This is a genomic window from Microbulbifer sp. MLAF003, from assembly GCF_030012965.1.
GTDB classification, from domain to species: domain Bacteria; phylum Pseudomonadota; class Gammaproteobacteria; order Pseudomonadales; family Cellvibrionaceae; genus Microbulbifer; species Microbulbifer variabilis.
Genome location: NZ_CP120232.1, coordinates 4,157,980 through 4,178,816, shown reverse-complemented (window position 1 = coordinate 4,178,816; position 20,837 = coordinate 4,157,980). Strand labels below are relative to the sequence as shown.

Below are 20,837 nucleotides of genomic sequence, written 5' to 3'. Positions count from 1 at the left end.
TGGGTATTTTACGACCCGCTATCGTCCAGGGCGAGGCTCATGAGTACAGCATTCTCTCTGCTACCGTTTTCTGCGGGATAGTAATTCTTACGCAAGCCGTCTTCAGAAAAACCTAGTTTGCGGTAGAGCGAGAGTGCGGCGAGATTTGAACTGCGCACCTCAAGCAGTAGCCGCCGGATGTCATCGGGTAGCTCTGTGATTAACCCCTTGAGCAATCTCTCGGCGATGCCGTGCCGGCGCCAATTAGGAGCGACGGCTACATCGAGGATTTCCACCTCGTCGAATAGATGGCTGATGACACAGCAGGCGATCATTTCCCCTTCATTCTCAAGTAGCCAGCCTTGGTGTCCAGACTCAAGACTTTGTCGGTATTGGGTTTCATTCCACGGGTGGCTGTGAGCACTGCGTGCAAGCGCAGCGAGAGCTGCACAATCAGTTACTCCTGCCAGGCGTTTTCGTAACCCAACAGCTGCCGGCAAACTCATTTTGCCTCTGTCTCTGCCGGGTAAGTTACACGCAGTAATTGCCAGAGGTCGCGTTTGCGCTCGGGTTCCTGTAACAATAGGGACAGGCTTGGCATGCCGATGACACGGACCCCTTGCCAATTATTGACAGTTTCATCGAGTGGAATGGGAGTACAAAACTTCTGTGCTTCATCGCCCATCAGCCAAATAGACTTTACCGGGTGGCGGGCACAGGAAGCTTCTAGCCAGCTGGAAAAAGTATCTCGAGCTTCAGAGGCATCGGCTATCGGGCCAAAGCGGTTTTGTGCCAGAGGCCAGTGCAAGCGCTCCTGCTGACGCGATAACTGATGCCAGTTCATCGCTTGTACAATATTGCCAAACAGGGCATCCAGCGGTAGGGCGGCTCCGGGTTCATGGCTGTCCACAGCGAGAAGCTCTTCCCCGAGTCGCCAGCAATTGAGGACAAATGGCCGAACCTCCTGTCGGGGCGGCGCAACCTGCGTAATGACCGCAGGTTGCACTTGGGGTACGCCACCGGTAAGCGTTGCAATATCCGGCGGGCTAACAGCTGTGTCAGCCTGCTCTGGGGTAGAGACAATGTGCGCTACCGATTGAGGCAGAGGGTTGGCAGCGGGCTCTGCCTGTCGCAGTGGGGGTGGGGCAGCCTCTACAGCCGGTGGCAGCAGGGCTTGGCGAGGCTCCGGTGCGAGCGGCAATACGAAGCGCGGCGCATAGCTGGCGACACCAAGTACTGACAAATATTCCGCTCGCTGCAGTTCGTTCACTTACACGCCCTGTTTTTTACTCTCACTACTGGCGAGCAAGTTTAACGCATCCATATAGGCTTGTGCGGAGGCAATTAGAATATCGGTATCTGCCCCTACCCCGTTAACCAAACGGCCATCTTTTTCCAGGCGTACAGTCACTGATCCCTGGGAATCGGTTCCCTGGGTAACAGCATTCACGGAATAGAGTTTCAGGTCTGCACCGCTATCGACGATATGCTCAATGGCTTTAAACGTGGCATCTACGGGGCCGTCACCCTTAGCTTCTGTCTCGTGAGCTTTGCCATCAATTGACAGGCTGATAAAAGCCTGGGGGGCGCTGCCAATTTTGCTGCGTACATCCAGGTCGTTGAGCTGAAAGCGCTCCACAGGAGCTTCACTTTCAGCAACCAGGGAGTGTAGGTCTTCGTCGAAAATTTCGTGTTTCTTGTCAGCCAGTTCTTTAAAGCGCAGGAATACCTGATGGAATTCTTCGCTGTCTGAGAAATTGATGCCCAGTTCTTCGTAGCGGGCGCGCACGGCAGCACGACCGGAGTGTTTGCCTAAAACTAGGCGGTTCTGGCCCCAGCCCACATCCTCAGCACGCATGATTTCATAGGTTTCACGATGCTTGAGTACACCGTCCTGGTGAATGCCGGATTCGTGCGCGAAGGCATTGGCGCCGACGATAGCTTTGTTTGGCTGCACCGGGAAGCCGGTTACTGAGGAAACCATGCGTGAAGTGGGTACAATATGGCTGGTATCGATACCGGTTTCTACTGGGTAGAGATCCTGGCGGGTCTGCACAGCCATAACAATTTCTTCCAGGGAAGCATTGCCTGCGCGCTCTCCCAGACCGTTGATAGTGCACTCTACTTGACGTACCCCATTCATCACGGCGGATAGGGAGTTGGCTACTGCCAGGCCCAAGTCGTTGTGGCAATGGGTGGAGAAGATGGCTTTATCGGAATTGGGGACACTCTCGATAACCCGGCGGAACATGGCACCGTATTCTTCTGGTTCGCCGTAGCCGACAGTATCGGGAATATTGATGGTGCCAGCCCCGGCAGTGATTACCGCTTCAATAATGCGGTACATAAAATCGGGCTCGGAACGGCTACCGTCCTCCAGGGAGAATTCCACATCATCGGTAAACTGGCGTGCGGTTTTAACTGCGTTTACCGCTTGCTGCAACACGTCTTCCGGATCCATCTGTAGCTTGTACTTCATATGGATCGGAGAGGTGGCGATAAATGTGTGGATGCGGGAGGCGTTGGCTTTCTTTAAGGCTTCACCGGCACGCAGAATATCGGCGTTAACCGCGCGGGCCAAGCTACAAATCCGGGATTTGGTCACTGCTTCAGCGACTGCCTGCACGGCTTCGAAGTCCCCGGGGCTAGCGATTGCAAAACCGGCTTCTATAACGTCCACCCGCATGCGCTCCAGCATACGGGCAATACGTACCTTTTCCTCTTTGGTCATAGAGGCGCCGGGGCTCTGCTCACCATCGCGCAGAGTCGTATCAAAAATGACTAACTTATCTTTCTTTGTGCTCATTTTCGCTTGTTCTCCTTATTTGTTCCGAGGCTAAACAAGCGGCTCTGCTGCTGTCTATGCGCCGTCCAAATAAAGTTGGGAATTCTGTTGGGGGTGGGGGAGAGAAATTATATGCCGCGTAGCGGCAGTCGTAGCGAGGAAGCTAGGGCGAGATGATGCTGGCTAAATGTACAGATGTCAGTCTTCATGTCTGGTGATATCCGCGTCGGACTGGATTTCACACATTATGTATATTTTTCAACCTTGCAGTCAATGTTTATCCTAAATTTGCACTTTATTCTTTTTTTTGTAGTTTTTTCATCCTATTTTATATCGGTTTTCAATGAATTTTATTTAATAAATACATGTCCCCTCAAACTGTGAGGCCAATGAGGGGGCATAAATGGAGCAGTAGAGTCTATTTAGTAGGTGAACTGGCAGTCTCACTTCCCAGCTTATTCAGGAATTGCCAAAGGTCTCCGTGCAATTGCTCCACTTCAGACCTAGTGATTGAAGACTGGTCAATGCGTTGTTGTACCCAGGCGCGGGCCCGGGGCTTAAGATCCAGAGCTACTTCGGTAGCCGACAGTAGGGTGACACGTTCATCCCAGGAGGCGCGGTATCTTTGGACCAGACCGCGCTGCTCCATGCGCTTTAATAGGGGGTGAGTGTGCCCGAATCGAGCATGAGGCGCTGGCCAAGAGCTCCAAGGCTCCGATCTTTGTGGCTTTGATCCCCCTCCGCGGCCCACTCCCACAGAACCATCAATACCAGGTACTGGGGGTAGGTGATATCCAGGTCCTTCAGCATGGGCTGATATGCCCGGGTCATAGCTCGGGAGGCGGCGTAAAGGGCAAAGCAGAGCTGGCGATTGAGAGCCAGCTCTATGGAATCATCATCACAGACCACAGTCACAGCATCCGCTCAATTTCCGCCTGGAGGGATTCGGGAGTGTCCTTGGGAGCGTAGCGCTTTACCTGTTCGCCGTCCTTACTAATCAGAAACTTGGTGAAATTCCACTTGATTCCTTCGGTGCCAAGCAGCCCCGGTGCACGCTTCTTCAATTCTACAAACAGTGGATGTGCAGAGGGGCCATTTACGTCCAGCTTGGCGTAAACAGGGAAACTGACTCCAAAATTCAGCTCACAAAACTCCTGAATCTCTTCATCACTGCCTGGTTCCTGCTTGCCGAATTGGTTGCAAGGAAAACCGAGAACAGTCAGGCCGCGATCCTTGTACTCTTTGTAGAGGTTTTCCAGCCCACTGTACTGTTTGGTAAAGCCGCATTTACTAGCGGTATTGACTATCAGGATCACCTTGCCCTTAAAGTCTTCGAGAGTTGCAGTCTCACCAGCGGCAGTCTTGACGGGAATCGAGTAGAGGTCAGTCATGATCATCTCCTGTAATTTATATTGTACGCAATGTAATTGTGTGCAATATAAATTACAAGCTTATCTCTGAAGCAGTTAGTGTTCATGCGGACTTTGTTGTGAGAATGGTTATCAATTATATTATGCGCCATATTCTCAACATTGTTTGCAGCAACAGAAAAGGACTCTCCATGCGCCTTTCCCAATACCTGGCCCGCCTGTTTGTGGCGTTGTTGGCGATTACGATAATCCCCACCCAGGCCCAGCAGGCAGGCCTTTCCGAGCAGCAGCTGCGCCAGCTTATGCAGATGGCGGAATATATAGGTGTGGATTACCCGGAGGCGGTGGCCGACGGTGAGATCATTAACACGGATGAATATGCTGAGATGGAGGAGTTTGCCCAGTTGTTGATCGACCGTGGGCAACAGCTCGCGGATTCCGCAGAGGCTGTGACAATCCGCGCCGAAGCCAGGGCTTTACAGGAGGCGATTCAGCGCAAAGCAGCTATTGCCGAGGTCCAGGTGCACACGGCTAAATTGCGACAGGGATTACTGTCTATTGCGCCAGCGCTTTCTCTGCCTACCACGCTGCTCGATCTTAATGAAAGTCGTGCCCTCTATCAGGCTCAGTGTATCGCTTGCCACGGTGTGGAAGGTAAAGGGGATGGCCCTCTGGCGGCCCAGCTGGAACCTGCACCGACCGATTTCCACGAGCGCGAGCGGGCTGAGAATCGCTCGCTGCTTGGGCTCTATGATGCCATTAGCAATGGTATCGACGGTACTGCCATGACAGCATTCAAGAACCTCAACGAACAGCAGCGCTGGTCACTGGCTTTTTTCGTGGGGAGCCTGGCTTTTACAGGAGAAAGCGCTGACGCTGCAGAACCGAAGCTGAGCTTGCAGGATCTAGTGATGTACAGCCCACAGGTACTGCGAAGCGACCGTCCGGATTTTTCCCCCAGTCAGTAGCGGCTCTGCGTGGAAATCCCAGCGCGCTGTTTAGCACTGCAATGGAAGAGGGGGACACCCCAATTGATGTCGCGCGTGTACAGTTGCAAAAATCCCTGCAAGCCTACCAGCAGGGCGACTTTGTCAGTGCCCGTACTCTGGCTATCAGCGCTTACTTGGATGGCTTTGAGATGGCTGAGAACTCGCTGGATTCACTGGATGTGCATCTGCGCCAGGCCACTGAGCGTGAACTGCTGGGTTTGCGTGCACAACTGAACGCAGACAGCGACCCACAACAGGTTGAAGATCAGGTTGAGGCGATTCTGCAGCAACTGGCTCAGGCGGAAGCACTGATGGAGGATAGCAATCTGTCCGGCGCCGCCTTGTTTATTGCCAGCTTGGTAATCCTACTGCGTGAAGGGCTGGAGGCCCTGCTGGTGGTAATTGCGCTGACAACAATTCTGGTGAAGACTGGACGCCGCGATGCCCTCAAATTTGTGCACTTGGGTTGGATTGGTGCATTTGCAGCTGGCTTTGCCACCTGGGTTGCGGCCCAAAGCGTTATCACCATCAGCGGTGCCAGCCGTGAGGTCATGGAAGGTGTCGCTGCGCTGTTGGCCGCAATGGTGCTCTTCTATGTAGGTTTCTGGATGCATAGTAAGACACAGGCGTCAGAGTGGCAGAAATATATTCAAGATAGTATCAATCGCAGCTTGAGTACTGGCGCCCTGTGGGGGATTGCCGGCCTAGCCTTCATTGCGGTTTATCGTGAAATTTTTGAAACTATTCTGTTCTATCAGTCGCTGTTGGCGCAGACTTCAGAAAGTCAGTACAACACACTCTGGGGAGGTATTGTCGCTGGTGTGGCCCTGCTCGCAGTAGTTGGCTTTGCCCTGATGCGTTACTCAGTGAGCCTGCCGATTGGCAAGTTCTTCTCTGCGACCACTTATGTACTGCTGGCCCTGTCATTCGTGCTCGCAGGAAAAGCGGTGGCGGCGCTACAGGAAGCGGCCTGGATTGCTATTTCACCCCTTCCAGTACAATTCAGTATTGACTGGTTGGGAATTTACTCCACTTGGCAGGGGCTAGGTCTGCAGGCCACTATTCTTGTGGCCGCGTTATGGCTGATGAGAAAAGGCGGTGCTACTGCTGAAGCTGCGGGCAAAGCGGCTTAGATGTCAACGAGATACCCGTTCTTGTGGACGGGTATCACCTCCCCTACTCCTCCTTCAAGTTTGCATTTGCTCTTGCAGAGTTTCCGCGTCAATTTTAAAAGCGGTCAAAGTCTTACCTGTCACGGCCAGAGTTCTGGGAAAGCTGGTTTTTTTCTTGTCTCTGGTTGTCGGGCCAGTGAGTTTGCAATATGGCTTTTGGGGAGCTAGGGGCATTACTGGCGCCGACGAACAATTGCTCAAGTACCCTTTGGAGATCATTGGTGAAAGGTTTTCGTATCTTCAGGAGTAATTGCTGCTCCAGCGGTGATATGAACTTTGGACAGAAGTTTCTGCCGCTTTTTACTCTTATTATTTCTGTGTGTATTGAGCCCCTGTAAAAAGATAGGAAAAAGGGGAGTAGTTATGCCGGACAGAACTCTGTTGATAGAGACCCGGTTATCTTGGGTATGATCTTTATTCGTTCCAGTACTGGGGAATAAGCAAACCAGATCACCATTACCTAGCGCATTTTGGATGTCTCCAGATACTTTCTCTTCACCTTCGGTTATGTCATGGATGATGGGATTGGTGCCGTAATTCTTGAATATAAAGTGCAATACCGGTGCTTCATAGATAGACCTGGGCAACACAAAACGAATAGGGCGTGAAAACGTGTCCATTAATAGTAGAGGGGCAAGTTTCCCGTCAGGAGAGCAAGCCAATAGAGCCGCGCCCTTTTTGGGTATTTGATTGAGGTTTCCGTGTGTTGTGCGGACCAAAAGGCGAGATGAAAACCAGATTATCAGGTGCACAATAAATTCGGGTAATTTGCAAAAGAGGAAGGTTATGACTGCAATATTTAAAAGAGCGATGAGAATAAACAGCTGTGGAATGGTGATTTTCAACACGTCCAAAAATACGATATTCAGCAGTGAGATAGCTACAATAAAGAAAGCGTTAAGTACGTTATTGAGAGATAAAACCTGAGCGCGAACCGTTTTTTCTGTTCGGTCCTGAATAATGGTATAGAGTGGAACGATAAAAATACCTCCAAAAATGCCCAGTAAAGCGGTGTATATCAGGATTGCATAGGCGCCATCGCTGCGGAGGTACTCTGCTACCGATGCCCCGGATAGTGTTTCAAACTGGGCGGCACTCCAACCCAACCCAAGACCGGCCAGTGTTATACCTAACGCACCGACAGGCACGATACCGAAGGTAATTCGTCCCCTGGAGAGACTCTCACACATCAGTGAGCCTACCGCGACCCCAATAGATAAACAGCATAAGATGAGGGTGATAACAGGTTCACGGGCGCCCAGTATATTTCTAGTGAAGCTGGGAATCTGGGCCAAATAGGCTGAGCTCACCAGCCAAAACCAGGAACAGGCAATAATTGCATAAAAAACAGATGGTGTTTTTATGGTTAGCCGTAAGATGCGCCAAGCCTGTGACAGGGGGTTCCAGCCGATATGTAGCTTGGGAGCCGATGATGGTGCTGTCGGGATCCAGCGACTAGTTAAGTAGCCAAATATTGCGACGATGACCATGATCCAGCCTATATCGAATAGGCCAGGCTGTCCCGGTTTGGTATAGCCAGCCAGTAGAGAGCCGGCAATGGTACCGATAAGTACCCCGGCAAAGGAGCCCATTTGTGCAAGCCCGTTACCGCCCATTAACTCCTGGCGCTGCAAGTGCTGGGGTAAAATGGCATATTGCACTGGGCTGAAGATCGCTGTGTGTGCTGCCAGCAGGAAGAGCACAAGAAAGTCCAGGGTACGGCTGTTGTAAATCAGGGCATAGGCCCCGAGTATCACAATAAAAATCTCAGCCAGCTTCAATATTCTGATGATTACGCTTTTGTCATACTTGTCGGCCAACTGCCCGGCGGTAATGGAAAATAAGAAGTAGGGCAATATATAGAAGCCGGTAGCCAGGTTGATCAGTGCGTTGGCCTGACCTTCTGATAGGCGGAATGCCAACATTACCAGGAGCGCATTTTTGAATATATTGTCATTGAATGCCGCGGTAGTCAGCGACAGAAATAATGGCAGGAATCGGCGTCTACATAGCAGTTTGAATTGATTGTGCTGAGCCATTGATGCTCGCTTCATAGAATTATTAGCGCTGGATATTGCCGAGAGGCTCTAAGTATCTAGGGCATCAGTAAACGCAGCCTCGCCGCCCAATAGTGTGGAAATATCAAGATGCTAGTTATAAGAATGCTAGCAGGTTGTGGCAGTCATATTTGCCTGGCTTGTTTCAAGCTAGAAATACTTTTTCCATAGATAAGAAAACTGTCGCTCAATACTCGCTTTATTTACACTGGCGCCATTAATAGGCTTATCAGCGAGGAGATAAAGCCGTCTAAATAGATGATGATGTTCATTATTGCCCTGTGTATCTTGAATTGAACCCGATTGCGTCTTTCCTGTTAAAAGTAGCGGAATGACTGGAAGTTCACTGTGCGCAAGGATTTTCCCTATCCGTCTATCCCAAGTACGTTCACCAACTTCTAGCTCAGGAAAAATACACAGTAGCTCGCCCTGACCGATGGCCCGCTCCAGTTCGGCACGAGTGGTCTTTGTGAAGTCCCCTGTGGGTAAGTCATACCAAATAGGAGAGGGGCCGCCATGTTTCAGTGTGAATCGCAGAAGTACCGATACTTCTTGGCAGTATAAAGCGGACTTGTCGAGGCACCGTGTCATAAATAATCAGTGGAGCCAGTTAATCAAATGGGCTGCAGAATTTTACTGCCAATAAAGAGGGCGGCCGCACCCAGTAGAACTATAGGAATCTCTATCAGTTTGATGATTCGCAGCATACGGCTTTTATCTACCCTATCTGCCAATTGTCCTGCGGTAACTAAAAATAGGAAGAACGGGAGTAAGTAAAAACCGGTGGCGAAGTTGATCAGGGCATTGGCTTCTGACTTTGCCAGCTGGAATGCCAGTATGACCAGTAGAGCATTCCGGAATAAATCATCGTTGAAAAAGGTGGTGACGAGAGATAAAAAGAGTGGCAGAAAGCGACGTTTGCCCAGCAGTTTAAATTGATTTTCTCTGGCCATCGCCGCTTATTCTGGGAATAGGATTGTGCAGAGTCGTATAAATAACTGACAGCCATACTCTAGGCACATTCTGTACAATAAGTGGAGCGTCAGAGCGGAGCTAGGTGGGGAAAGGTTAGCGTTTGGGAGACTGTGGCTCAGTATCGTAACAATGAACTGGGGCTGAGCATGCAGGTCAGCCCCGGGAATAAGGGCTTTTAGCGCTGTTCGCCGCGCAATTCTAAAACTTCATCGTGGAGTATTTCTGCCTTGGCCTCGGGGGGCTCAATTGGACTACCGGCAACTACGCTCACTTTGGACCAGAAGCGCCGAGGCCAGGTAGAAAAAGCGTGCCCATCCTTGTGGCTGAAAAAACTGCCCCACAAGCCCCTTAGCGCCATAGGAATTACCGGCACCGGGGTTCGCGCCAATATTTTTTCAATACCGGCTTTAAACGGTTGTATTTCTCCATCCTTTGTCAGTTGTCCCTCGGGGAAAATACATAGTAGATCGCCATTCTTCAGCCCCTGTTCAATTTCCTGGAAAGCTTTTTCGTAACCCTCTGGGTCCTTCGCCTTGGAGCAGATGGGAATGGCGCGCCCGGTTCGGAAAATAAAATGCAAGACCGGAATTTGGTAAATGGGCTTGTACATGATGAAGCGAATCGGGCGTCGCACGGCGCCGGCCAATAGTAAAGCATCGACATAACTGACATGGTTGCACACAATTAGTGCCGGACCATTTGCGGGTATCTGTTCCAGCCCTTCGTGCTTTACCCGGTACATCGTATGGGAAAGCATCCAGATCAGTAAGCGCATGGCAAACTCGGGCACCTTGGTAAATACGAAGGTGGCCACAGCCGCATTCATCAAGGCAATTACCAGAAAGAACTGTGGAATGGTGACTTCCAGGATATTCAGGAAGAACAGGCCGAGCAAGGCGGAGACCACCATAAACAGCGCGTTGAGGATATTGTTGACGGAGATAATTTGTGCGCGAATTTTTGCGGCTGAACGGTCTTGCATCATCGCGTAAAGAGGTACTATGTAGAGTCCCCCGCAGATACCGATCAGAACCAGACAGGTGAGGATTGGGTAAGCTCCGTCACTGCTGAGGAAAGCGCCCAGGCTTGCCTGCTGTAATTCGACAAAATTGCTGCCGAAAACAGATAGGGCAATACCGGTAACAGTAAGGCCGGCGGCCCCAAGGGGAACCAGGCCCAGTTCAATATTTCCATCCGACAAGCGCTCACATAGCAGTGAACCCAGGGCTATGCCAATGGTAAAGGTACATAACAGCAGGGTGACGAGGGATTCGTCACCGCCGAGAACATTTTTGGTAAAGCTGGGAATCTGTGTCAAGTAGGCTGCACCCATTAACCAGAACCAGGAAATACCAATAATTGCGTAGAAAATGGATGGGGTTTTGGAAGTCTGAACCAGGATGTTTTCTGTTTGGGTAAAAGGGTTTGGGTTGACGCGTAGGTTTGGCGCTGGTGCTGGAGCCAGTGGAATACTGCGACTAGTCAGGTATCCCAGGACTGCCGCCCCCATAATCACCAGGCTTAGGTAGAAGAGGCCGTTTTCTCCCTGGCCGGTTATCCCTGCCAGCAGGCCGCCGACGATGGTCCCGGTAAGGATGCCGACAAAGGTTCCCATCTCTACCAATGCATTGCCGCCAACCAGCTCAGAGCGCTTCAGGTGTTGCGGCAGGATGGCATATTTAACTGGACCGAAGAAAGCGGACTGTATACCAAGCAAGAAGAGTACGGCGAGACAGAATACATTATTTCCACTGTAAAGTGCGGTGACGCCAAGTGCCCCAATACAGATTTCCCCGAGCTTGATAAGCCTGATCAGACGGCTTTTATCGTACTTGTCGGCCAGTTGCCCGGCGGAGGCGGAAAAGAGAAAGAAAGGCAGGATGAACAGGCCCGCAGCCACATTAATCAGGGCATTGGCCTCGCTCTCTACCAAGCGGAAAGCAATCATCACGATCAGTGCATTTTTATAAACATTATCGTTAAAGGCACCGAGAAACTGGGTGAGGAAGAAAGGCAGAAAACGGCGGCTGCTTAGCAGCTGGAATTGGGTGCGATGGGCCATAAATAATCTCTTTCCAGTAAGCACCTTACCTATGTTACGCCATAGCGGCTACAAGTTGTCTAGGCTGTAGTGGCAATGAACTATGCGAAATTGGCGCGGGGCAGTGAATAGTGCAGAGAGGGGCGGGAGGAGAGATATCGCAGGGATAAGGATGACCGGCCGCTGGCGGCGGCCGGTCTTGAGAGGAAAGTCCGTTACCAGATTTTCACCCGCTCTTCCTCAGGCAGATACATGCCGTCACCCTCTTTTACATCGAACGCCTCGTAGAAAGCTTCAATGTTGGGCAATACGCCTTGGACCCGGTATTCGGCGGGAGAATGGGTATCTGTTTTCATACGACCGCTAAGCGCTTTATCGCGCATCTTACTGCGCCAAACCTGGGCCCAGCCCATAAATACACGCTGATCGCCAGTGAAGCCATCAATCACCGCAGCCTCTTTGCCATTGAGGGACATTTTGTAGGCTTTGTAAGCGATGCCCAGACCGGAAAGATCACCGATATTCTCACCCAGGGTCAGCTCGCCATTGATATGTTCGCCTTCCAGCGGTTCGAAAGCGTTGTATTGGGAGACCAGCTTGCTGGTGAGGCTTTCAAAGTTGCTTCGGTCTGAGTCTGTCCACCAGTTGTTCAGATAGCCCTTGCCGTCGAACTTGCTGCCTTTGTCGTCGAAGCCGTGACCAATTTCATGGCCGATCACTCCACCAATACCACCATAATTCACCGCGTCGTCCGCATTTACATTGAAGAAAGGTGGTTGCAGGATAGCGGCCGGGAAAACAATCTCGTTCATCGCCGGGTTGTAGTAGGCATTAACGGTCTGTGGGCTCATGCCCCATTCGCTGCGATCGATAGGTTTACCCAGCTTGTCACGCTCGAAGCTGGCTTCAAACAAGTTGGCGGCCAGCACGTTACCTACCAGGTTATTGGCATCCACCTGAAGGGCGGAGTAGTCGCGCCACTTATCGGGATAGCCGATTTTTGTGGTGAAGTTATCCAGCTTAAACAGCGCCTGCTTGCGGGTATCCTCCCCCATCCACTCCAGAGACTGGATGGATTCACGGTAGGCCGCTTTCAGGTTATCCACCAGAACGACCATGCGCTCCTTGGCCTCTGGCGGGAAGTGCTTTTCTACGTAGCGCTTGCCGACAAGCTCACCCACCGCGCCGTTGACGAACTGTACTCCGCGCTTCCAGCGGGGTTCCATTTGCTCTACACCGTGAATAGTGGTGCTATAAAAGTCAAAATGGGCCTGTGCCAGTTCACTGTGCATATAGGGCGCCATAGCGGATAGGACTTTGACCTTTAGATAGCGCTTCCAGGTGGCCATATCGGTATCGGTGATAATCTGGTTGGCCGCTTCCAGGTATTCGGGCTGGCCGACGATGAAGCTGTCAGCCTTACCCAGCTTGGCCTTGGCCAGATAGCTGTCCCAGTCTACCGCCGGCATCAGCTTCTTTAGCTCCGCAACAGATTTTTTGTTGTAGTACTTCTCGGGGTCTCGGTTATCCAGACGGCTGCGCTGGTGCTTAGCTAAGCTCTCTTCCAGTTTGAAGATCTTGTCAGAGAAAGCTTTGGCATTGTCGAGCCCAGCCAACTCCTGGATTTGTGCCAAGTACTCTTTATATGCTTTGCGCAGTTTCTTGCTCTTCTCGGTATCCTCGAAATAGTAATCTCGATCCGGCAGTCCCAGACCCGCCTGCCAGAGGAAAGTTATGTAATTTTCAACCTGCTTCAGGTCCTGATAGATAGTACCGCCGAAAGGAACGTTGTAGCCGGCGATATCTGCATAAGCGAAGAAGTCAGTTAGGTCTTTACGGGACTTGATAGCGTCTACCTTGGTGAGTTCACCGGAAACGGCAGACAAGCCCTTTTTCTCAATCAGCTTTTCATTCATAAAGCTGTTGTAGAGGTCACCAATTTGTTTAGCGCCATCGCTTTTGGCGCCCTTGCCCGCTTCCATAATGAGGGCTTTTACCTGCTCGGTGCTCTGGTCCCGCAGGATTGAGAAGCCACCCCAGCGGGATTTGTCAGCGGGGATTTCGGTGTTTTCCAGCCAGGTACCGTTTACATAGGCAAAGAAGTCATCTTGTGGACGTACGTTAGTGTCCATGGCGCTGAGATCAATGCCTGAGGAGAGCTGCTCCTGCTGGCTAGCGGCTTTATGATGGCCAGAATTGCCGTGATCGTGTGCCTGGGCTGTTATTGATAGTTGGGTGCCGGTAAGGATGCCCGCGATAGCGACTGGTAATAATAATTTTTTCATTTTTGCTCTATTGGCTAAATTTTCATCGGTCAAAACAGCCGCATATGGTAAGAGGTGACCTCAGGCCAGGACAAGGGGAACTGCGTTCAGAGGGAGATTGGTCGCGATAGACTGCGGAGGGAGCAAGTAAAAAGAATGGGATGAGGGCGGTAAAAGTATCAGTTTGAGCCAGTAATAAGGCCCCATAAGCTGGGACCTTATTGGGATGGGACTTAGTCTGGTAAGTTAAAGGTAATTGGCAGTGAGAAGCTAAAGCCATCGCTCCCGAGCTGTGCGGGCACAGAGGGGTAGGGGGCTGCCCGCTCAACAGCAGCACGGGCTTCGCGATTGAGAATACTGTAGCGAGAGTCCTGTACAGTCTGAATTTCCTGGATATCACCAGCAGAATCAATTACCACATGCAAGCGTACACTGCCTTCCTGGCCGCGTTCCTGGGCGCGTTTGGGGTAACGAATATGGCTGAAAGTATGGCGCAATAGGGTGGAATGGAATATCTGACGGGCGAGAATCATATCTGCGGTGAGAGGGGCTTCTTCTTCCTCCTCAAGCATTTCCGCAGTGTCGGCGGAGGACTCCATGGCGTCAGTGGCAGCCAGTTGGTTGGCCTCTGCGCTGTCTACACCTGCGAGTTGGCGCGGTTCACCTGCTGACTGCAGGAGTTGGTCTGTTGTCTCAGCTCCGGCCGCGCTCTCTACCAAGTCTATGACCTCAATAGTCTCGGCAGCCGCGGGTGTTAGGGTCATTGTTGGGGGGCGAGTTCGACTGCGGCCAGAGTCGGTTTGGGTAATACCTCCTCTTTTTCCGGCTCCTGGACAGCCGCTAGGGCTTCTTCCTGGCTGATTTGCTTCAGCTGCAATTCGGCGATGCGTTCACTGCTGGGCTCGAGTGCTTCAAAGGAAGTGAGTAGGCCACTGGGAATATTTCCCGCAGCGAGCAGACCATCGCGGAAATCTGTGGATGGCGGTACAGGACCAACCCAGGCACGCATCAGGGTATCAAAGAAATCGGGATCATTGATCTCGCCCAGAGTAATGCCGTTTAAGGCTACGGTGGTGATGCCGGTATCTGCGGCAAAATCAATGGTCAACTGGTCCCCGCGTAAAAAGCGCCCCTTAAACAGATTGGCAAATGTCACCATGGTTTCAGCCTGGCTGCTCAAGGTATCGCCGCGGTTGTTAATGGCGATGCCTTCCATCCACTGGTTGCGGAATCGGCGTGCGGGCAGGCTACTGGCTAGTACACGCACCTCGAGCCGTCGTGGCAATTCACTATTAAGTAGCCCGGCGGAGTCACCGCTGAGGTTTTCAGAATAGATGGCGGCGATGTAGAGCTCTTTGTTGAATTGCTTTTCGAGCGCGAGGCCGTTTAGGAGTGGTGCAGCTTTTGCAGATACAGCAAGTGTAAACACCAAAAGTGAGAAGACAATTTTTATCGATTTCATTGTTCTACGGTGTCTGATTACCCGGATTAAGAGGTTCCGGTAATTAAGAAGTTGGGGCCCCTCCCCAGTGCACACAAGTCAGATGAAAAAGTGCGCATTCAAAGTGTGAGCGAGCACACTGTACTCACCACTTCGTCTAACTCTACTGCAACTGCAATGGAGTTCAAGCCTAGAGCGGTTAGAATGTCCTCCTACAGGTGATTGGGCGATCACAGCGGGAAACGATTGTCACAAGTCAGGATGGGTGTTGCAGACTGTTATCGTTTAGAATCGCGCTTTATAAAGTCGCTTTGGCCACAGTTTCCAAAAAATGGAATAGTTTTCACTAATTTGTCGTACGCATGGAAATTAAACCTCTTATCGATTACCCGCGGGATGCCGTGGATCGGCTGCTCAATGTCATTCATCTCTTTCGTGATATTCGCGCAGCCAGTGAATGGCAGTACGATGTACTGTTGAAGCGATCCAGGCTGGTAAGCCTGGAGCCGGGAGAGCAACTGTTGCGCGCCGGTGATGTGGATCAATGGGTCTATTTCCTGTTGCGTGGTGAGTTGCAGGTACAGATGGAAAATACCGGTAATGGTTTGGGGGTGTCCCCGGAGCGTACCTTGGCAGTTATTCGGCCGGGAGAATTATTTGGCGATTTGTCGATGTTGCTGGCGGAGCCGCGCAGTGCCAATGTATTTGCCGCGCGTCATAGCCGTGAGACTCAGGTACTAGGCCTCGATTGTACTTTGTTTGGTGATCTGGAAGACCTCTCCCTATTGCAGTTACCGGCTAAGCTGATTTTTTATCGCAACATGGTGCATTCACTGCGTTGGAAACTAGAGGTTTACCGCTCCAAGTATCCGGGCCACCAGTTGGCGGATAGCCACCGCAGGCTGAAACTTTATACTGGTCCCAAGAATAGTCGCGAGGAACTCCTTGCCCTTGCGGAGCAGGCTCGTGCATTGGCGCAAATACTGCTCGATTGGAATGCGGAGTTTGGTTCTGGCGAGTTGGTCGATGATGAATCTGATATGCTCGGCTTCCTCGAATCCATGCTCTCATGAGTATCAAACCAATTTAATCTTTAAGAGGGTTGAGCTGCTGTCGTGGCCCTAGGTAGTTAGTCAGAATTTGGCAGTGGCCAGCCTTCCCTCCTCTTTAGGTTAAATTCCCGGTTAAAACCAACGCTGTGATTAGGCTCCCCATATACTCAGAGTCTCTCAGACCTCTGTGGATGTAATCGGCCCTGTCGTCACGTCAGTTGGTCTATTTCCAGCAAAATTCAATTTTGGAATATGGCCGTGCTGTGTAAAATTTGGCCTGCTTAAGCCCCTGCTCCATTGAAGCGGGGCCTGTTTACCTTTGTTCAACAGGTTTTTATAGCTATGAGTTTATTGGCATCCATCTGGTCTAACCGCAATTACCGCATGGCAATGTTCATCAGCCTGTTGGCATTTGCCTGGCTGTTCAGCGGCGAATTGCGTTCGGGTGATCCTGTTGAGGAAGAGGAGAAAGCGGCGGCAGGTATAAAGCCCGAGGCGACTATGCGCGTCCAGGCCCAGCGTATCGAGGCACAGTCCTATGCAACCCAGGCACTGGTAAATGGGCACACAGAAGCTAACCGCAGTGTACGCCTGCGTGCGGAACTGGATGGGATCATTACCAATCTGCCTGTGCCCGAGGGCAGTTCTGTGCAACGCGGAGAGGTGATCTGCGAAATTGAAGCGGAGGATCGTCTGGATAAATTGGTGCTAGCGGAGGCAGCCCAGCGCAAGGCTGAGTTGGATTATGCCGGTGCCTTGCGCTTGAAAAAGAAGGGGTTGCAATCGGATACCGCCATGGCTGCTCAGCAGGTGGCATTGGCCCAGGCGCAAGCGGACTACATCCAAGCCAAGGTTATGGTTGATAACTTAAAAATCCGTGCCCCTTTTGACGGGGTTGTTAACAGCCGGGCTGTAGAGTTGGGAGACTTTATTCGCCGCGGTGAAGAGTGTGCCACTCTGTTGGATCTGGACCCGCTCCTGATAGTCGGAGAAGTATCGGAAAACCAAGTAGGCCACCTAATTCCAGGGGGACCAGCCAGCGCGCAATTACAGCGTGGAATACCGGTGCAAGGTAAGGTCCGTTATATCAGCCAACAGGCCCAGGAGATTACCCGTGCCTACCGGGTCGAGGTTGCAGTTAATAATCCTGATAATGCTCTACGGGGTGGCTTGAGTGGTCGCCTGGCCCTGCCTACCGGTGAAATCCTGGCACATCATATCAATTCCTCGCTATTGACCCTGGATGATCGGGGTGAACTGGGGGTGCGTATCCTCGATGAAAATAATCAGGTTAACTTTATTAATGTCACCCTGGTGGGCGATGGGGATGGTGGTGTCTGGGTTAGTGGTCTACCGGACAAGGTCACATTAATTACTGTAGGCCAGGAATATGTCAGTACTGGGGATATTGTCCGTGTGGAAATGATTGCACCCGAGCGGACTTTTGAAAGTCTTTCCCAGCCTGCAAATACTAACTCCGAGCCTATTTTAATACCTGCCTCGGACCAGCGCCCAATAGTAGAAGGTGACCAGCAATGAAGTTGTTGGAAGGCGCGATTGAGAGAAATCGCAGTACGCTTTGCTTGATGCTGCTGATTGTCCTGGTGGGGCTGGTGGCACGCGGAGCAATGACGATCGAATCCAGCCCCGAAGTAAATCCACCCTTTGTTATGGTGCAGGTAACCCATGAGGGAATCTCGCCGGAGGATGGAGTTCGACTGTTAGTGCGCCCAATGGAGCAGGAAATCCGTGCAGTCGAGGGCGTTGTCGAAGTGATTGCCGTCGCGCGGGAATCGCTCGCCTATATAGTGGTGGAATTTGATTCCGCAATCGACGTCGATGATGCCGTGGACGATATCCGCAATGCTGTTGAGAGAGCAAGGGCCGAATTACCCAGGGATGCGGAGGAGCCGACAGTTGAAGAGGCTTCAGCACAGCCATTCCCCACAATAGTAGTTACTCTTTCTGGAGAAAAGGTCAGTGAGCGGGTTTTACTCGACAGTGCACAACGGCTAAAACGCAAAATTGAAAATCTCAGTGATGTGCTGAGTGCAGACCTGCATGGAAACCGTGAAGAAGTTGTTGAAGCAATTATCGACCCGGTGCGCCTGGAGCATTACCAGGTAACCAGTAACCAGCTGATTAATGCGGTACTGGGTAATAATCTGCTGATTCCCGCCGGCGAACTGGATACCAAGCGCGGTCGTTTTTCAGTAAAAGTTCCAGGTTTGATAGAAACTGCCCAGGATGTTTATGAGATCCCCTTAAAAAACTCCCCCGATGGGGTCATTACCCTGGGAGACGTTACCGATATCCGCCGTACCTTCAAAGATGCCGTTAGTTATACAAGCATTAATGGCCGCCCCGGTCTCGCAATTAATGTCGAGAAACGTAACGATGCCAGCTCCGTAAATGTGGCTGACAGTGTCAGGCAGGTTGTACAGGAAGAGCTGGATATGCTGCCCAGGGGGTGGAAGTGGAATTTGTCTTCGACCAGTCCAACTTTGCGCGGGATATGGTCAGTGAAATGCAGGGCAATATTCTCACAGCCATGCTGCTGGTGATGATTATTGTGGTCGCCGCACTTGGTTTCCGCTCGGGTATCCTCGTGGGTCTGGGCGTACCTTTTTCATTGCTATTTGGTTCCATTGTTACCTGGTATTTGGGTTACTCCTTCAACTTTATGGTGATGTTCGGCATGTTGCTGGCGCTCGGGATGTTGATTGATGGTTCCATTGTGATCACCGAGTTTGCCGATCGCAAAATGGCTGAGGGGTTGAGCGCACGCAATGCCTATATCGCCTCAGTCAGCCGCATGTTTTGGCCGGTGGTCGCCTCTACCGCGACAACGCTCGCCGCTTTTTTGCCGATTATGCTTTGGCCTGGAGTTGTCGGGGAGTTTATGCGTTATTTGCCGGTGACTGTATTTGCAGTTCTGGCGGGTTCGCTGTTGTACGCGCTCTTTTTTGCCCCGGTGCTGGGCTCCCTGTTTGGCAAGAGTAATCTGACTGCATCCACTCGAAATCACCTCAAGCAACTGGAAGAGGGAGAGCCGACCCTGCTGCCGGGCATTACCGGATATTACACACGCCTGCTGGCGTTTGTACTGCGTCGCCCCGCCGCAGCATTTGCAACCACGATAGTGATACTTGTGGCGATCTTTATGGCCTTTGGCCGTTACGGTGCTGGGGTGGAGTTTTTTACGGAAACTGAAGAGCAATATGGCAATGTAGAAATTCGGGCTCAGGGCAACTTGTCTATGGCGGAAAAGAAAGTACTTGTAGCCCAGGTAGAAAAGGCTGTGTTAGGCGTACCGGAAGTTCGCGTTGCTCACAGTACTATTGGCTCTGGAGGAATATCCGGTAATTCCGATAGGGCACCGGATCAAATAGCCAATATGCTGGTAGAGCTGTTACCGGCAGAAGAGCGGGCAAGGCGCAGCCGGGAAGTATTTGAAGATATTCGTGCACGCACTGCCAACTTTGCCGGAATTAAGGTGACGGCCAATGTTATGGAGGGAGGGCCGCCGGTTGGTAAGGATATTGTCTTGGAGTTACGAGGGCAGGATTATGAAAAACTCCTGGCGGAGACTTGGCGATTGCACCGGGCGATGGAGGATGAATTCACAGGCCTGCGGGATGTTGTGAATACAGCCCCACTTCCCGGTATTCAGTGGGAGGTGCAAGTGGACCGAGCCAAAGCTGCCCTGTATGGAGCGGATCTCACTGAAGTAGGGCGCGCAGTACAATTGGTGACAAATGGTGTGCGCGTGGCCGAATACCGTCCCGATGACACTGATGAAGAGGTGGATATTCGTATTCGCTACCCAAGGAGCGCCCGTGGAATTACCGCATTGGAGCAGCTGAAGGTAAATACGGCCCGAGGTACAGTGCCGATCAGTAGCTTTGTACACACAGAGGCCATGCCCAAGGTTGATAAAATAGAGAGGATTGATGGAATAACCCGTATGCAGATTAAGGCGGACGCCCAGGAGGGAGTATTACCGGATGATAAGGTAAAAGAAATCCGGGCCTGGCTGGAAAAAAATCCGGTGGATCCGAGTATTGAATTACTGTTTCGTGGTGCAGATGAAGAGCAGAGTGAGTCTTTCCAGTTTTTAGGCGTTGCTTTCCTACTTTCACTATTCCTCATGTTTATCTTATTGGTGACCCAGTTCAACAGCTTTTATCAGTCATTGCTGATTCTATCCTCGGTAATTATGTCTACCATTGGCGTCATGCTCGGCCTGCTGGTAACCCAAAGTACTTTTAGCGTCATTATGACTGGAGTTGGCATCGTTGCTCTGGCGGGAATTGTGGTCAACAACAATATCGTACTTATTGATACTTACAATTTTGTGCGTAAGAGTGAACCGGGACTCACACCAGCCCAGGCTGCGCTAAAGGCCTCTACCCAGAGGCTGCGCCCGGTGTTTCTTACTACGGCCACAACTATTCTTGGGTTATTACCACTGGCTTTGGGGGTGAGTGTGGATATGGTTGGCAGGAATGTGGTGGTTGATGGAGTGATAGCCTCCTTCTGGGTCAAACTTGCCAGTGCTATTGTGTATGGTCTTTCTTTTTCCACATTACTAACGCTTCTGGTCACTCCGGTGATGCTGGTGCTACCGGGACATCTACGTGGAAAGCGATTTGGGACCGGGTTGGGCAAAATTCGCTGGAGTTAGCTTTATATCGTCTTATGATCACTAA

At 51.4% G+C, this 20,837-nt stretch carries 16 protein-coding genes and 1 pseudogene; 5 read left to right on the top strand and 12 right to left on the bottom strand.

The features are described from left to right. Nucleotides 1-8 precede the first annotated feature (8 nt). The 6 genes from rimI to P3339_RS19955 all read right to left on the bottom strand — a co-directional run bounded on the left by rimI (nt 9) and on the right by P3339_RS19955 (nt 4,155). Nucleotides 9-485: a ribosomal protein S18-alanine N-acetyltransferase gene (gene rimI / locus P3339_RS19980; RefSeq protein ID WP_020411861.1), complete on the bottom strand. Its 477-nt coding sequence runs from the start codon at nt 483-485 to the stop codon at nt 9-11. Continuing rightward, the gene (locus tag P3339_RS19975) at nt 482-1,249 is read right to left on the bottom strand and encodes a hypothetical protein (RefSeq protein WP_020411862.1); all 768 of its coding nucleotides are present in this window, start codon (nt 1,247-1,249) and stop codon (nt 482-484) included. Before P3339_RS19975 ends, rimI begins: the two co-directional genes overlap by 4 nt. Next, nucleotides 1,250-2,785, bottom strand: coding sequence for a 2-isopropylmalate synthase (locus P3339_RS19970; RefSeq protein WP_282951689.1), 1,536 nt, complete (start codon nt 2,783-2,785; stop codon nt 1,250-1,252). A gap of 397 nt (nt 2,786-3,182) precedes the next feature. Continuing rightward, nucleotides 3,183-3,413 carry a winged helix DNA-binding protein gene (locus P3339_RS19965; RefSeq protein ID WP_282951688.1) on the bottom strand — a complete coding sequence of 77 codons (231 nt, stop codon included), beginning with the start codon at nt 3,411-3,413 and terminating at the stop codon, nt 3,183-3,185. 5 nt (nt 3,414-3,418) lie between these two features. Beyond that, nucleotides 3,419-3,679 (bottom strand): MarR family winged helix-turn-helix transcriptional regulator, encoded by a 261-nt coding sequence (locus P3339_RS19960; RefSeq protein ID WP_282951687.1) that lies wholly within the window; start codon nt 3,677-3,679, stop codon nt 3,419-3,421. Continuing rightward, nucleotides 3,676-4,155: a glutathione peroxidase gene (locus tag P3339_RS19955; protein ID WP_020411865.1), complete on the bottom strand. Its 480-nt coding sequence runs from the start codon at nt 4,153-4,155 to the stop codon at nt 3,676-3,678. The genes P3339_RS19960 and P3339_RS19955 overlap by 4 nt, the downstream gene beginning before the upstream one ends. A gap of 170 nt (nt 4,156-4,325) precedes the next feature. On the opposite strand from P3339_RS19955, the gene P3339_RS19950 reads away from it, so the two are divergent. After that, the gene (locus P3339_RS19950) at nt 4,326-5,102 is read left to right on the top strand and encodes a c-type cytochrome (protein WP_282951686.1); all 777 of its coding nucleotides are present in this window, start codon (nt 4,326-4,328) and stop codon (nt 5,100-5,102) included. A 41-nt stretch (nt 5,103-5,143) separates the two neighbouring features. Continuing rightward, the gene (locus P3339_RS19945; RefSeq protein ID WP_282951685.1) at nt 5,144-6,256 is read left to right on the top strand and encodes an FTR1 family iron permease; all 1,113 of its coding nucleotides are present in this window, start codon (nt 5,144-5,146) and stop codon (nt 6,254-6,256) included. A 254-nt stretch (nt 6,257-6,510) separates the two neighbouring features. On the opposite strand, the gene P3339_RS19940 is transcribed toward P3339_RS19945, so the two are convergent. From P3339_RS19940 to P3339_RS19915, 6 genes are all read right to left on the bottom strand, one after another. Next, a complete protein-coding gene (locus P3339_RS19940) occupies nt 6,511-8,334 on the bottom strand; it encodes an MFS transporter (protein WP_282951684.1) in 1,824 nt (607 codons plus the stop codon). Nucleotides 8,335-8,966: 632 nt separating this feature from the next. Then, nucleotides 8,967-9,305 carry a hypothetical protein gene (locus P3339_RS19935; RefSeq protein WP_020411870.1) on the bottom strand — a complete coding sequence of 113 codons (339 nt, stop codon included), beginning with the start codon at nt 9,303-9,305 and terminating at the stop codon, nt 8,967-8,969. 197 nt (nt 9,306-9,502) lie between these two features. Continuing rightward, nucleotides 9,503-11,389, bottom strand: coding sequence for an MFS transporter (locus tag P3339_RS19930; protein WP_020411871.1), 1,887 nt, complete (start codon nt 11,387-11,389; stop codon nt 9,503-9,505). Nucleotides 11,390-11,583: 194 nt separating this feature from the next. After that, nucleotides 11,584-13,653 carry a M13 family metallopeptidase gene (locus P3339_RS19925; protein ID WP_020411872.1) on the bottom strand — a complete coding sequence of 690 codons (2,070 nt, stop codon included), beginning with the start codon at nt 13,651-13,653 and terminating at the stop codon, nt 11,584-11,586. Between the two features lie 212 nt (nt 13,654-13,865). Beyond that, a complete protein-coding gene (locus P3339_RS19920) occupies nt 13,866-14,396 on the bottom strand; it encodes a TonB family protein (protein WP_282951683.1) in 531 nt (176 codons plus the stop codon). Beyond that, complete coding sequence (locus P3339_RS19915) at nt 14,393-15,094, bottom strand: chalcone isomerase family protein (RefSeq protein ID WP_282951682.1); 702 nt, start codon at nt 15,092-15,094, stop codon at nt 14,393-14,395. The genes P3339_RS19920 and P3339_RS19915 overlap by 4 nt, the downstream gene beginning before the upstream one ends. A gap of 341 nt (nt 15,095-15,435) precedes the next feature. Here P3339_RS19915 and P3339_RS19910 point away from each other — a divergent pair, with 341 nt between their 5' ends. The 3 genes and pseudogenes from P3339_RS19910 to P3339_RS19895 all read left to right on the top strand — a co-directional run bounded on the left by P3339_RS19910 (nt 15,436) and on the right by P3339_RS19895 (nt 20,812). After that, nucleotides 15,436-16,146: a cyclic nucleotide-binding domain-containing protein gene (locus tag P3339_RS19910; RefSeq protein ID WP_020411874.1), complete on the top strand. Its 711-nt coding sequence runs from the start codon at nt 15,436-15,438 to the stop codon at nt 16,144-16,146. Nucleotides 16,147-16,467: 321 nt separating this feature from the next. Continuing rightward, nucleotides 16,468-17,664, top strand: a complete 1,197-nt coding sequence (locus P3339_RS19905; RefSeq protein ID WP_282951681.1) for an efflux RND transporter periplasmic adaptor subunit — start codon at nt 16,468-16,470, stop codon at nt 17,662-17,664. After that, a pseudogene (locus tag P3339_RS19895) lies at nt 17,661-20,812 on the top strand (efflux RND transporter permease subunit). The gene P3339_RS19905 and the pseudogene P3339_RS19895 overlap by 4 nt, the downstream one beginning before the upstream one ends. The last annotated feature ends 25 nt before the right edge of the window (nt 20,813-20,837 follow it).